The following is a 14,559-nucleotide window of genomic DNA, read 5'->3' as shown; positions in this document are numbered from 1 at the left end:
TTAGTTTCTCACCATTTGATCATTGAATATATTGATTATATGGTTTCCCTGGATCTGGACAGCCTGCGATCCTTTGTCGCCGTGGCAGAAACATCGAGCTTTTCCCGTGCCGGCGAGAGAGTTGGTCGCACGCAGTCTGCTGTCAGCCTGCAACTGGCACGACTGGAGCGTTCGCTCGGCAAAATGCTGGTTCTTCGCCGGCAAGGCCGGGTCTTGGGCCTGACCGATGACGGCCGGGAGCTTCTCCATTACGCCAGACAACTGATCGCACTCAACGACGCCGCCTATCGCGCCGTGGCCCAGTCGACCATCCCGACACGTATCCGGCTCGGCATCCCCGCAGACTTCATGAGCAAAGCCTTTCTCGATCTTTTGCAGGACTTCCGTGGAGCAAATTGCGGCGTCGAGCTCGAGGTGGTGTCCGATGTCTCACGACGCCTGTTGGAACAGGTCCAGAACGGGGCCCTGGATGTCGCCTTCTTCAAGCAATTTCCTGGGCAAGGCGCCGGATCGGTGATTTGCCGGCAACAACTCGTCTGGATCAGCGGCCCGGATACCCGCGTCCCCCCGATCGAGGATCCCGTACCTCTGATCTTGTTTCCGGAAGGCAGCATCGTCCGCTCGCAGATCTTTGCCGCCCTTGAGGCGGCCGGTCGCTATTGGCGGATCGCCTATTCCTGCGCCTCCCTGGAAAATCTGAAACTGGCCATCCGCCAGGGACTGGGCCTCAGCGCCCTGCCACGCCAGATTTTGCCTTCTGCCGACGAGCAGCTTCCGGAGCTGGACTTTCTTCCTATCGGCGAGATTGAAGTGGCGGTCGTGCAAAGCCGGAATTGCGGGGCAACGGCCCGGACCCTGGCGCAACGCATTTCCGAGCATTACGGAATGGCCAGCGCCGAAAAATCGACCACCGCCGAAGATTGACAGACGGCGGCGAGCCTTCTACCATACCTTTCAAAAGAACCAGCATTAGTGCCTAGTTAAACGTTTACAGGCATCTTTGTCGTCGTTCTCCCGCAAGGGCAGCAGTCGTCCGGCGGGACTGTTCCATCACCGAACGGAGGGGAGCCGCCGGTGTACCGACACGATGATGGATCCCAACAGTATGTAAACGTTTCCCGATTTGCATGCGGGAAACGCCGATTCCGGCCCGGAAGCGCGTCATGAAAAACCGACCGCTCGCCGATTCGGACAAAACTCCTACGATCAAGGAAGTCGCCAAGCGAGCCCGCACATCGATCGCCACGGTATCCTACGTTCTCAACAACAAAGACCGTTACCTGCGCCCCGAATTGCGCGAGCGGGTCTTGCTGGCCGCCGAAGAACTCGGCTACGTGAAAAACGCCATGGCAAGCAGCCTCAAGGGGCAGCGGCGGGGTATCCTGGCGGTTTTGGTCCCGCAGTTCGGCAACAACTTCTTCACCCGCATCTGCGTCGAAGTCGAGGCCATCGCCCAACGGGCCGGTTTCGTCGTCACCATCTGCAACAGCGACGAGAATCCCGCCCAGGAACGCAGCATCCTCGATCGGCTGCTGGCGCAAAGAATAGACGGCTGCATCCTGAGCCCGGCCCTGTCGCGGAGTGAAACCGCGATACTCCTCGAACGCCATCAGGTCCCCTGCATCATCCTCGAGCGGACCCTGGACGCCGCGACACCCGATTTCGATTTCGTCGGACACGATAATTTTCAATCCGGTTATCTGGCGACCCGCAAGCTGATCGAGGCCGGTCATCGCCGGATCGCCTTCATCGGATGGGATTCGCCCATTCCCAATATTCACGACCGCAAAAACGGCTATCTGGCCGCGATGGGCGATTGCGGCCTCACCCCTTCCGACGGGTGGCTCCACCTCGATGAACTGACGGTGGAGGGAGGCCGCCGGGCGGCCGAGCGGCTGCCTTTTTCCGAGATCACCGCCCTGGTGATCGCCCATCACCATGAGATGGCCAAGGGAACGCTGCTCACCTTGCAGGAAAGGGGGATCTCCTGGCCCCGCGACCTGTCCCTGGTCTTGATCGGCACGCCGGAATGGCATGACCTGCTACGCCCCAGCCTCGCCTGTATCCAGCGCCCGGAAGAGGAAATGGGACGAGCGGCCGCGACCTTGCTGCTCAAGAAGCTGCACGATCCCCGGCATCGGGAGCCGCGCAGCATTCTGCCGGTCACCTTCCTGGAGGGCGGCTCGATCCGCTCGATTTCATGATGAGGAATGCCCAAAGCCCTGTGGAGGAGCCCAAGAGATGGGAAAAGTGAACGTCGGCATTATCGGTAGCGGCTTTGTCGCGGAATTGCACATGTACGCTTATAAGCGGGTCTACGGTCTCGACGCCACCGTGACGGCGGTGGTCTCGCGCGGCGACCATGTCGTCGGTTTCGCCCGGAAGCACGGAATCGCCACGACCTACCGGGATTACCGCGCCCTGCTCGCCGACAAGGACATCGACGTCATCGACATCTGCACGCCGCCATCATTGCATACCGAAATGATCGTCGAATGCATGCGGGCCGGCAAACATGTGATTTGCGAAAAACCCTTCACCGGCTATTTCGGACGGCAAGACGACAAAACGCCGATCGGCAGGCATGTCGCCAAGTCGGTAATGTATGAGCGGGTCATGGAGGAGATGACCGAAACCCGGGCGGCCATCCGCACCAGTGGCAAGCTGTTCATGTACGCCGAGGATTGGGTCTATGCCCCGGCGGTGAGCAAGATCGCCGAAATCCTGCGGGCGACGAAGGACAAAATCCTGTTCATGAAGGGCGAGGAAAGCCACAACGGCTCGCATGCCGCCCATGCCGCCCAATGGGGAATGACCGGCGGCGGTCCGTTGATCCGCATGGGCTGTCATCCCTTGTCGGCCATCCTTTACCTGAAACAGGTTGAAGCCGCCGCACGGGGAGAGACGATCTCGGTCGCCAGCGTCACAGCCGACGTCGGCAACGTGGCGGCCGGTCTTTCAGCCGAGGAACGCAGCTATATCCAAGCCAGGCCGGTCGATGTCGAGGATTGGGGCATGCTTACCCTCACCTTCTCGGACGGCACCAAAAGCACGATCTTCTCGGGCGACATGATGATGGGAGGGGTGCGCAATCTGCTCGAAGCCTACACCAGCGGCGGATCGCTGTTCGCCAACATCGCGCCGAACGACCACATGACGACCTACCTCACGGACGAATCCAAGCTGGAGGGTGTCTACATAACGGAAAAGGTTGACCGTAAAACGGGATGGCAATTCATTTGCCTGGAAGAGGAGTGGACGCGCGGATATCTGCAGGAAATACAGGACTTCATGGAATGCGTGGCTTTCGGGCGCCAGCCTTTGTCCGATGTCGATCTGGCGTTCGAAACCATCAAAGTCAATTACGCCGGATATTGGTCGGCGGAGGAAGGGCGGCGCATTTCTTTGTAATACCAAGTCTCGATGAAAAAAATGGAGGAGACCATGACCAGGAAGAAAGGACAAACCCGCTTTTGGACCCGGAGGTCATTGTTGGCCGTCGTAATGACGGCCGGCGTTTCCCTGTTCGCCCCCCATGCCGGCCACGCCGCCGACTGGAAGCCGGTCCGGCCGATCAATCTGATCGTTCCCTGGGCCGCCGGCGGTTCGACCGATCAGGTCACGCGCGTCGTCGCCGCCGAGATGGAAAAAGCCCTGGGTCAAACCATCGTCATCGTCAACCAGCCCGGCGCCTCGGGCTCGATCGGCACCATGAGCGCGCTCGAAGCCGCCAAGGACGGGTACACCTGGACGGCCGGAGCCGCCCAGGATCTTGGCGCCTACGAGACCATGGGGGCGTTGAAGACGCGGCTTTCCGATTGGCACCTGTTCCTCAGCGTCGCCAATGTGTCGGTGCTAAGCGTCAATGCCAAGGCCCCCTACAAGGATACGAAGGAACTGCTCGACGCGATGACGGCACAACCGGGAAAGATCTCGGTGGCGACCGCCGGCGTCACCTCGTCGGGTCATACGGCGATGGATCTGGTCGCCAAGGCGGCCAACGTCAAATATCGCCATGTCACCTATGACGGCGGCAATCCGGCGGTGGTCGCCACGGTTGCCGGGGAAACCGACGCGACCAGCCAGTTGGCGGTCGAACAAGCCGACATGATCCGCGGAAAACGGTTACGCCCGCTGGCCGCCATCAGCGACAAACCGCTGGAACTCGAAGGCTACGGGACCATTCAGCCGCTGTCGCAAACCCTGCCCGGCTTCACCGCCCCCGCCAATTATTTCGGCATATTCATCCCGAAAGGCGTGCCGGACGAGGTCATCCAGACCGTCGAGAAGATCTGGAAGGAAAATATCTCCACCAGTGAGGTGGTGAAAAAATACGCGGCCAGCCGTGGCGCCATGTTCGCCCCGACATTTGGCGAAACGGCGCAAAAAGCCGCCTGGCCGGCCGTGCAATCCAACGCCTGGTCTCTGTTCAACAGCGGCAAAGCCAAGGTTTCTCCGGACACGGTCGGCATTCCGGCCCCTTGATCGGCCCCCCTTCGGAGCCGGCCAAAACCGGCTTCGAAGGGTCTCGAAGGAGGCATGAGGATCCGCAATGACCGACCATCAACGGGAACAAAACGCCATGACCGTAACCGTCCCCCCCTCGTCCCCGGATTCAGCCAGTGGTGACGTCCATGGTCCCGGCCGGGCGGATTTTTTTGGAGCCCTGGCCTGGATCGGCCTCGGACTGGCCATTCTGGTCGGCTCCATTGGAATGGACCGGTTGGAAGCCCAGGACGTCAATCCCTATACCATTCCAGGATTACTGCCGGGCCTTCTCGGCATCGCCATGATGATCCTGGGCAGCCTGCTTGCCTTGCGTAGCTGGCGGCGGGGACTGGACCGCCCGTCGTGCCCGGATACCGGGCGGCGCGGCGCCGAAATCAAGCATCTCGCCCTGGTTTTGGCGCTGTGCCTGACCTACGGCGTCCTGCTCGTCGGCCATGGGCTGCCCTTCTGGCTGGCCTCGGCACTCTTCGTCTCGACGACCATTCCGCTGCTGCAAGGTCCGCAACGCCGCGCGACGGGGCAAAAACTGACGCTGCGCACGGTCGCGCTCTCGGCCGTCATCGGCCTTGGAGCGGGAGGGATGATCACCCTCGTCTTCCAGAAAATCTTTCTGGTTCATCTTCCTTGAGGGGAACGTCACATGCTGGCTGGTCTCGCCGAACTCGGTAACGCCTATCTGGGCTTCCTCAATTTCACCTCGATCGTCTATGGGCTGGGAGGGGCATTGATCGGCATCTGCGTCGGCTGCCTTCCCGGACTGTCGGCCACCCTTTGCATCGCGCTTCTGACCACGCTCACCATCAAGCTGGAAGCCAACAACGCGATTCTCATCCTGATCTGTTCCTATGTCGGAACCCTCTACGGCGGCTCGCGGACGGCCATTCTTCTCAACATTCCCGGCACGGCGGCCAATGCGGCGTCCTGCGCCGACGGCCATGCCCTGGCATTGCGCGGCGAAGCCGGCCGGGCGATCGGCATCGCCACCTCCGGCGCCTTCACCAGCACCTTGTTCGGCGTCCTCTGCCTGGCTACCGTCACCCCCCTTCTGGCCGAGGTGGCCTTGTCGTTCGGCGCTTTCGAATTCTTCTGGCTGGCCCTGTTCGGCGTCACCATGTCGGGCAGCATCGTCGGCAATGACCCGCTGAAGGGCTGGCTGATGGGAGCGCTCGGCCTTTTCGTCGCACAGATCGGCCAGGACGGGCTTTACTCCCATGACCGCTTCACCTTCGGCTGGAGTCAGCTCTCCGGCGGCATCGCCCTCATTCCCGCCTTGGTCGGGGCCTTCGGTTTCGCCGAAATCCTGACCACGCTTGCCGATCCGATCGAGCGCAAGCTGGTGGAAATGAAAGATTCCGTATTGCCGCGCTTCCGGGAAATCGTTCAATACTGGCCGACGGTTCTCCGCTCGGGTGTCATCGGCGTACTGACGGGCTTGATGCCCGGCGTCGGCGAAGATGCCGGATCATGGATGTCCTATGCCGCGGCCCGCGCCGCCAGCAAGGAGAAAGACCAGTTCGGCAAGGGATCGATCGATGGATTGATGGCCGCCGAAACCGGCGATATGGCATCGATCCCCGGACATATCATCCCCTGCCTGGCGCTCGGCATCCCCGGCTCGGCGCCATCGGCCGTGCTGATGGCGGCCATGATCATCCACGGCATCCAACCCGGACCGATGATGATGATCGAACATCCCCAGTTCGTTTACGACGTGGTCGCCATGACGACGCTGGCCATGTGCAGCATCCTGATCTTCGGCCTGTTTCTGGTGCGGCCGCTCCTCCTGATCATGCGGGTCAAGCGAACGATCCTGATGCCCATCATCTTCCTGCTCTGCACCGTCGGCGCCTTCGCCGGGGCTTCCCGTCTGTTCGACATCTATTCCATGCTGGCCATCGGCATCGGCGCCTTCTTCCTGCGCCGCCACGGTTATCAGATGGCGCCCTTCGTCCTGGGCCTGGTTCTGGGCGGACTACTCGACAAAAGCCTGCGCCGCGGTCTGGTGCTGTCGGACGGAAGCCTGCTTCCCTTCTTCACCCGGCCTATTTGCATCGCCTTCGCCAGCATCACCATTTTCACAATGCTGCTCTACATTCCGGCATTCAAAAGCGCGGTAAAACGCGTGACCAGCGGCATCGGGGCACAACTGACCCGATGCTTCGCAAGATGACCCGTCTTTGAAAATACGGGCGGGACGTCCGCTCCCCCGATCACCCGTCGGGAGCGGGCGTTCCCAGCCCACTTATCATCAGGCGGACGTCGCCACGCTTTCCACGCCGACCATGGCGCGCAGAAGCGCGACCAGCCGGTCCTTGTTGCCGGCGGAAGCCGCGGAAAGATAAAGATCGATCTCCAGATGGGCGGAATTGTCGTCCGCCTGCCCACCCCGGCGCTCGGCATCCTGATGCAGTCGGGAATAGATCTGCAGCGGCAGAATCTCAAGTCTGGCCAGAACGCCGCTCAGGCGGGCCAACAAGCCCGGATCCGCGTCGGCGACGACGGAGACCAGATGGGTGGTCAGTGTGGGCGGCAAGGCGGCATTCATCGGACAACGCTCTTTCGAAAGAGGAACGGAACAACCGTTATGTGGCAAGAGTATCCCCGGTGGCGCACATAGTCTTTGCGAAGTTGGTTGTTTTTGCATAAAATTCGCATTCTTCATGCAGAAAAATATTATTTTTTGGAAATTTAATGCAGCCAAAGCTGGACCAGCTCGACTGGAAAATTCTCGCCGTCCTGCAACGCCAGGGCGATGCTTCGGCCGCCGATGTCGGTGAAGCGGTCGGCTTGTCCCAGTCGCCCTGTTGGCGCCGGATCCAACGGCTGGAGCAAGCAGGATTGATCAAGCGCCGCGTGGCGCTGCTCGATCGTCGTGAACTGGGCCTCAATCTGCTGATTTTCGCCCATGTCAAACTGGAAGCCCATGGTGGCAACTCGATGGACGCCTTCCGCACCGCCATCGCCGACATTCCCGAAGTCCAGGAATGCTACGTATTGATGGGGCAGGTCGATTTCCTGCTGCGTATCGTCGCGCGGGATGTCGAAGCCTATGAAAGCCTGTTCTTCGAACGACTGTCCCGGCTCCCCGGTGTTCGCGAAATCAATTCGATGATGGCCGTTTCCACGGTCAAGGAAACCACCGAACTGCCGTTGCCGAGCGACCTTCTCGCTTAATCCCCATTTCTCGCACCCGCGCGATATTTTGCCGTCATACGCGGACGGCAAAAGCGTCAAAATTCAACTTGAAAGAATGTCCGAACGCCAAGCGGTCTCCCGCCAAACATGCAAAAAGACTGACAAACCTATCCTTTGAATACTATTGTAATACCGTAATATTCTATCGTAGGATATCTCCGGATCGGCGGGAAAACATGATGGACAGAACCATCCCTATCGTCGACGGCGATACGCAAGCCCCACCCAATTTTCTCGTCGTGGAAGACAGCCCTTCCGATTTTCTCCTGATCGAACGGGAGTTCACCAAGGCGTCAATCCATCACCACTCCTTGCGCGTCGACAGCCGGCAGGATCTTGAGAAGGCGCTGGAAGGCCATTCATGGGCACTCGTCCTCTCGGACTACAATGTCCCGGGAATGAGCTTCGAGGACAACCTGCCATTGTTCCGAAAACTTTGCCCGGATACGCCGATCCTTCTGGTATCCGGCAACGTCGGCGAGGAGAAGGCCGTCGAATTGCTGAAACGCGGCGTATGGGATTTCGTTCTGAAGGAAAACCTCACCCGCCTCGTGCCCTCCGTCGAACGCTGCTTGCGCGAAGCCGATGACCGCGCCGCGCGCCGCGCCGCGGAAGAGGAACTGAGGAGAAGCGAGGAACGCCTCCGCCTGGCCTTGACCGCATCGAAAACAGGCGTCTGGGAATGGAACATTCACAGCCACGAAACATTCTGGTCGGAGGAATGTCTCAAGATCGCCAACATGCAGACCTCCACGCCCGTACTGCGCGATTTCATGAAACTTCTTCATCCGGACGACGCCCCCTGGGTCAAGCGCGAGATCGCCCACTGCCTGGCCGCGCGCAAGACATTCAGCGCCGAATTCAGAATCATCTCCTCGACCGGTGAGACGCGATGGGTCTCCAATCTCGGCCAGCCCCATTACAATGGATCGAACCGTCCGATCCGCATGGTCGGAACGGTCCAAGACATCACGGAGCGCCGCGAATCCGAGGCGCAATTGCGCCGTTCGGCGGCGGTCTTCACCAACACCCAGGAAGGGGTCACCATTACCGACATCGAAGGAACCATCCTTGCGGTCAATCCAGCCGTTTGCTCCATCACCGGCTATGACGAGCAGGAACTGATTGGATCCAACATGCGGGTCGTCCGTTCGGGACGTCATGACAAGGCGTTCTACCGGCGTATTTTCGAGACCATCGCGGTAGATGGCTTCTGGCAGGGCGAAATGTGGAACCGCCGCAAGAACGGTGAGATCTTCCCGGCTTGGCTTACCATCAGTTCCGTCCGCGACGAAGGCGGCCGCACCTTCAATTACGTCGGCACCTTCACCGATATCAGCCGAATCAAGCAATCCGAACGGCAGCTTGAACATCTGGCCCACCACGATCCCCTGACCGACCTGCCCAATCGATTGCTCCTGCGCTCCCGCCTCGATCACGCCATCGACCGCACGACACGCGACGGCGGTCAGGGGGCTCTGCTGTTTCTGGATCTCGATCGTTTCAAAAACGTCAACGACAGCCTGGGACATCCCGCCGGTGACCTGCTGTTGCAGATGGTGGCCGAGCGCCTTTTGAGCCGCCTGCGCGAGACCGACACGCTGGCCCGCCTGGGTGGCGACGAGTTCGCCGTGCTGATCGAGGATCTGCCCAGCCCGCAGGAGGCCGCGTCGGTCGCCCAATCTCTGATCGAGGAGATGAAACGCCCCTTCCTTCTGCTCGACGGACATAAGCTTTATGTCGGCACCAGCATCGGCATCAGCATCTTCCCCGACGACGGCAATGCCAGCGATCCAATCATTCGCAATGCCGATGCCGCGCTCTATCAAGCCAAGGGAGGGGGTCGCGCCACATTCCGCTTCTATACCGAGGCGCTCACCATCGCCGCCAATGCCCGGGTCAAACTGGAAACTCAACTCCGCCGAGGCATCGAACAACAGGAATTCGTTCTGCACTTCCAACCACTGATCTCAATGGCGGAAAGTCGCATCACCGGAGTGGAGGCCCTGGTCCGCTGGCGTTCCCCGGCGGAAGGCGAACTGGTCCCACCGGCGCGTTTCATTCCGCTGGCCGAGGAGACCGGACTGATCGTCCCCCTGGGCGATTGGGTTCTGCGAACGGCCTGCCGGCAAATGATGCGCTGGCTGAAGGAGGACAACCGGCTGACCTGCATGGCCGTCAATCTTTCCTCGGTGCAATTCCGGCAACCCGATGTGGCGGAAAGGGTCGAATCAGCCCTGGAGGAAAGCGGTTTGCCCGCACATTTTCTCGAACTTGAAATCACCGAGAGCGGCTTGATGGAATTCGGCCCCGAGGCCGAAGCCAAGCTCGATGCCCTGAAAATGCTGGGCGTCCGCCTGGCCATCGACGATTTCGGAACCGGCTATTCGTCGCTGGCTTATCTGAGACGCTTTCCCATCGACAAGCTGAAGGTCGACCAAAGCTTCGTCCGCGACATCCCCGCCGATTCCGCCGCCATCGAAATCGCCGCTGCGGTGGTGGCTCTCGGCAAGACATTGCATCTGGAGGTCCTGGCGGAAGGCGTGGAAACCAAAGCACAGTGCGACCTTTTACAAAGACTGGGATGCAATACGGCCCAGGGCTACCTCTTCGACCGACCGCTTTCAGCAATAGATCTGACCGACAAATGGCTGCGCTGAACCGAACGCGGATGTGATTCCCCGCCGTGAGTTACAGGTCGAAATCAATGCCGACGCAAAAAAAGATCTCGAAATTCACTACTCTACTGATCGCGATCGGCATTCCGGTGACGGCGCTTGCCCTTCAATGGATTTTGTGGCCATGGCTTCAACCGTTTGTCTGGTTTCTTTTCTTCCCGGCAGTATTTTTTTCGGCAAGATTTAGTGGTCTGATCGGCGGCCTGATCTCAACATTCATTTCCGTTAATTTTGTCTGGTATTTCTTTATTCCACCCCAATTCTCCTGGGAGATCACCAACCTCAACAATGTGGCGTCGATTTTTCTTTTCATTGTCATGGGCTGCCTGTTCAGCAGTTCCCAGGAACGGTTGCGCCACACCGGACAGAAATTGAGCAGTGCCCTCAAGGAGGCCCAGACCGCCAATCAGCGGATCAACGATCTTTATGAAAGGACTCTCGAGCTCGACCACATGAAGACGGAGTTCTTTTCCAATATCAGCCATGAATTGCGCACTCCGCTCACCTTGATCCTGGGACCCGTCGAAACGATTTTGAAGGAGACGGACCTTTCGCCCGATAACCGCCGTCATCTCGAAGTCATCGAGCGCAATGCCCGCTTTTTATATCGTCACATCAGCGATCTGCTCGATGTCGCCAAGGTGGAAGCGGATCGCATGCCGATGCGCTACGTCAGCCTGGATTTGGCCCATCTGACCCGGGTGATGGCGTCGCATTTCGAATCCGTCACCGGGAAGCGCAAGATCCGCTACGAAATCCATGCGCCGGAACGGCTCGATATTCAGGCCGACGACGAAAAGCTTGAGCGGATATTGCTCAATCTGCTGTCCAACGCCTTCAAATTCGTGCCCGACGGCGGCGAAGTGGACGTTTTTCTCGGATATCGGGACGAGCATCAGGTTGTCTTGAAAATCTCCGACAACGGTCCGGGAATACCGCCAGACTCGCGAGAGACCATTTTCGAACGCTTCCGCCAATTGGACAGCGGGCTGGACCGCCGCCATGGCGGTACCGGATTGGGCCTGTCCATCGTGAAGGAATTCGTCGAACTGCACGGCGGAAACATCACCTGCTCGGAAACGCCAGGCGGCGGCGCCACATTCAATGTCACCCTGCCGATCGCGGCCCCGGCGGGCGCGGTTGTCGCCGATGGCTCGGACGAATATTTTCGCGACCCGGCAATCGGCCAACAGATCCTGAACGAATTGCGGATCGAGGGCATGAGCGGCCGGCATGACGCCGAATCCACCCCGGAAAGCGGCTCCGGACCGCTGGTTCTCGTGGTCGAGGACAATCCGGACATGAACGCCTATATTGCGGAAGCCTTGAACCGGCAGTTTCGTATCGCGACCGCTTATGACGGCGAGGAGGGACTGCATAAGGCTTTGAATCTGCGACCAGATCTCATTCTCACCGATCTCATGATGCCCAAGATGAGCGGAGATCGGATGGTGGAGGAACTGCGCAGGCACCCCTCGATGAGCACTGTTCCCATCGTCGTCCTGACTGCCAAGACCGATGAGGAGCAACAGGTCAAATTACTGGCGGCCGGCGTTCAGGAATATATCGGCAAGCCCTTCTCCCTCGAAGAACTGCGGGCTCGCCTGGCCAATCTGGTGCAAAGCGGTCGGGAAATCGAGCGGACCCGCCTGGAACTGGCCGCCATCGTCGAATATTCGGACGATGCCATCATCGGCAAGGACCTGAACGGGATCATCACCAGTTGGAACCGCGGCGCCGAAAAGCTTTTCGGTTACCGGCAAGACGAGATGGTCGGCAAAGCCATCGTCGTGCTGTTCCCCGAGGGCCGCGCGGAGGAGGAGACGCGCATCATGGCCCTCATCGTCCAGGGCATGAACGTCGAACATTTCGAAACGATCCGGCGTCACAAGGACGGACATAACATCGACATTTCCGTCACCATTTCGCCGATCAAGAATCGGCAGGGCTTGGTGATCGGCGCATCGAAAATCGCCCGCGACATTTCGCAAAGAAAAGCTGCGGAAAGGGAAATCAAGCAGTTGAACGCCGACCTTGAGCGACGAGTCGAGGAACGCACCAGGGAATTGCGGACGGCGAACCATGAGCTGGACGCTTTCGCCTATGCCGTGTCACATGACCTGCGCGCCCCCTTGCGCGCCATGAGCGGTTTTTCGCAAGCCCTGGCCGAGGATTATGGCGAGCAGTTGACCGCCGAGGCCCGCCTTTTCCTCGATGAAATAGGCCTGGCCAGCAAAAAGATGGGAAACCTGCTGGAAGGCATCCTGGCGCTTTCGCGCGTCACCCGCAACGAACCGCGATACGAGACGACCGACCTCTCCATCATGGCCGAACAGATCCGCGGAGAACTCGCCCTAACCGCTCCCCACCGCCACGTCGTCTGGGATATTCAGCCCGGCGTCATGGCTGACGGCGACCCGCGCATGTTACAGGCCGTCATGGACAATCTGCTGGGCAATGCCTGGAAATATACCGCCTTGAAAAGCCCAGCCCATATTCGCTTTTTCACCGAGGAGGTTACCGGGGGTATCCGATACTGCGTCTCGGATGACGGGGCCGGCTTCGACATGGCCCATGCCGATCGCCTCTTCCAACCCTTTCAACGCCTGCACCGGCAGGACGAGTTTCCCGGACTGGGCATCGGGCTCGCCACGGTACAGCGCATCATCCACCGCCACGGCGGCATCATCGTGGCGACCGCCGCGCGCGATCAAGGCGCCACGTTCGCTTTCACGCTGGGCGGCAAACTACGTCACGAAGCGGAAAAAGATCGATAGGGTTTCATTCTTCGCGCAAAACGATTTCCGTCCCGCGAATGAAGGGATTATTCTTATTTAAAATAATCAGATCATGCGCCGGCCGACGACGCGGAGCGCCTCTTGCACTGGAAACCCAATCCGCCCGAGACGCCGGAGCGTTCAGTCGAACGGCCGCTTCCTGCGACTGAGACGATCGAAATCGAAAGCCAGATTTCGAAAGAGGAACTGAAACTCGAGAAGGTGCTGGACGTCCTTCTGAGTATCCGTTGCTCCATGCCCAGCACGATGATGACCGTCATCCTGCTCCTCTGCGTGATGGCGGGCATGGTCCCCTCCGCGCTGCTGGCCGCGTGGGGCGGAGCACAAGCGGTGTGTCAGACGATACGCTATCTGTTCATCCGCTGGGCGCAGAGGAAAAGATCCCTCGTCTGGTCGGCACGCGGACTGCTGATCATCACATTGATCGACGCGAACCTGTGGGGAGGAGCGGTGCTGGCCTTCCGCCCGACCCAACTCTCCCACCAGATCGCCCTCTATCTCCTGATCAACATCATTTGCTCGGCCCGCATTCCCATATTCGCTCCGCTCCCCCTGATGCAGACCATCCAGATCGTCATTCCGACCGGCATGATCCTGGCCGGACTTTGCACGAGCTGGAGTCCGTTGTCCCCCCTGCTGATCGTCTGCGAGCTCGCCTGGCTGGTCAATCTCGTCCGCCTGTCGTGGAGGATCGGCAATCGGGTGGAAGGGTCCCTTCTGCTGCGTCTCGAAAACGCCCGCCTGGTGGTCGCCCTGCAAGAAGCCCTGAATCAGGTGCGCCAACTCGCCATTCGCGACGCCTTGACCGGAATTTATAATCGCTACCACCTGATCGACGTCTTACAGCGGGAAATCGACAACCATCATCGCCATCTGACGCCGGTGAGCATCGTTCTCCTCGATGTCGATCACTTCAAGAAAATCAACGACACCCACGGACATCCGGCCGGCGACAGGGTTTTGCAGGACGTCGTCGCCCTCGTCAAAACGCAAATTCGCAGCATCGACACTCTGGCCCGCTACGGAGGCGAGGAATTCGTCTGCATCCTGCCGAACACCGCGGAGGAGGCCGCATTGAGCGTCGCCGAGCGGATCCGGCTTTCGGTTTGCTGCCAACCGCTTTCGGTGGACGGTCAGGACATCACCCTGACCGTCTCCATCGGAGTGGCCGAATACGCCCCCGGCGAACTGTTACAGAGCTGGCTGGGACGCGCCGACCGCGCCCTTTATCGGGCCAAGCGGAACGGCCGGAACCGCATCGAACGCGCCGACAATTGGCGGAACCGGCTGCCGAGCCTGGCCTCGGCCGACGAAAGCCCCACTTGAGGTCTTGATTTTTTCACCGATCCTGGCATCCTGCTCGTTATTGCGATTAATTC

Annotated in this window: 11 protein-coding genes; 10 read left to right on the top strand and 1 reads right to left on the bottom strand. The window is 59.7% G+C overall.

Features of this window, described 5'->3' with window-relative positions; all coding sequences use genetic code 11:
• Positions 1-39 precede the first annotated feature (39 nt).
• From CWS72_RS05330 to CWS72_RS05305, 6 genes are all read left to right on the top strand, one after another.
• Complete coding sequence (locus tag CWS72_RS05330) at positions 40-924, top strand: LysR substrate-binding domain-containing protein (protein ID WP_146002630.1); 885 nt, start codon at positions 40-42, stop codon at positions 922-924.
• A gap of 239 nt (positions 925-1,163) precedes the next feature.
• Positions 1,164-2,204 carry a LacI family DNA-binding transcriptional regulator gene (locus CWS72_RS05325; RefSeq protein WP_158240518.1) on the top strand — a complete coding sequence of 347 codons (1,041 nt, stop codon included), beginning with the start codon at positions 1,164-1,166 and terminating at the stop codon, positions 2,202-2,204.
• 37 nt (positions 2,205-2,241) lie between these two features.
• Positions 2,242-3,411 carry a Gfo/Idh/MocA family protein gene (locus tag CWS72_RS05320; RefSeq protein ID WP_101249543.1) on the top strand — a complete coding sequence of 390 codons (1,170 nt, stop codon included), beginning with the start codon at positions 2,242-2,244 and terminating at the stop codon, positions 3,409-3,411.
• An 81-nt stretch (positions 3,412-3,492) separates the two neighbouring features.
• Entirely contained in the window at positions 3,493-4,485 is a 993-nt protein-coding gene (locus CWS72_RS05315) for a Bug family tripartite tricarboxylate transporter substrate binding protein (protein WP_206747693.1), read from the top strand.
• Between the two features lie 67 nt (positions 4,486-4,552).
• Positions 4,553-5,137: a tripartite tricarboxylate transporter TctB family protein gene (locus tag CWS72_RS05310; RefSeq protein ID WP_101249542.1), complete on the top strand. Its 585-nt coding sequence runs from the start codon at positions 4,553-4,555 to the stop codon at positions 5,135-5,137.
• A 12-nt stretch (positions 5,138-5,149) separates the two neighbouring features.
• On the top strand, positions 5,150-6,679 hold the full coding sequence (locus tag CWS72_RS05305) for a tripartite tricarboxylate transporter permease (protein ID WP_101249541.1): 1,530 nt from the start codon (positions 5,150-5,152) through the stop codon (positions 6,677-6,679).
• A gap of 78 nt (positions 6,680-6,757) precedes the next feature.
• On the opposite strand, the gene CWS72_RS05300 is transcribed toward CWS72_RS05305, so the two are convergent.
• Complete coding sequence (locus CWS72_RS05300; protein WP_101249540.1) at positions 6,758-7,054, bottom strand: hypothetical protein; 297 nt, start codon at positions 7,052-7,054, stop codon at positions 6,758-6,760.
• Positions 7,055-7,200: 146 nt separating this feature from the next.
• Between CWS72_RS05300 and CWS72_RS05295 the strand changes: the two genes are divergently transcribed.
• The 4 genes from CWS72_RS05295 (at position 7,201) to CWS72_RS05280 (ending at position 14,506) form a co-directional block, all read left to right on the top strand.
• Entirely contained in the window at positions 7,201-7,683 is a 483-nt protein-coding gene (locus CWS72_RS05295) for an Lrp/AsnC family transcriptional regulator (protein ID WP_101249539.1), read from the top strand.
• A gap of 197 nt (positions 7,684-7,880) precedes the next feature.
• On the top strand, positions 7,881-10,364 hold the full coding sequence (locus CWS72_RS05290; protein ID WP_101249538.1) for an EAL domain-containing protein: 2,484 nt from the start codon (positions 7,881-7,883) through the stop codon (positions 10,362-10,364).
• Between the two features lie 47 nt (positions 10,365-10,411).
• A complete protein-coding gene (locus CWS72_RS05285; RefSeq protein WP_101249537.1) occupies positions 10,412-13,159 on the top strand; it encodes an ATP-binding protein in 2,748 nt (915 codons plus the stop codon).
• 102 nt (positions 13,160-13,261) lie between these two features.
• Positions 13,262-14,506 (top strand): GGDEF domain-containing protein, encoded by a 1,245-nt coding sequence (locus CWS72_RS05280; RefSeq protein ID WP_101249536.1) that lies wholly within the window; start codon positions 13,262-13,264, stop codon positions 14,504-14,506.
• The last annotated feature ends 53 nt before the right edge of the window (positions 14,507-14,559 follow it).

The organism is Telmatospirillum siberiense, assembly GCF_002845745.1.
Lineage (GTDB): Bacteria > Pseudomonadota > Alphaproteobacteria > Rhodospirillales > Magnetospirillaceae > Telmatospirillum > Telmatospirillum siberiense.
The sequence above is the reverse complement of the archived record's forward strand: the minus strand, read 5'-3'. Positions and strand labels throughout refer to the sequence as shown.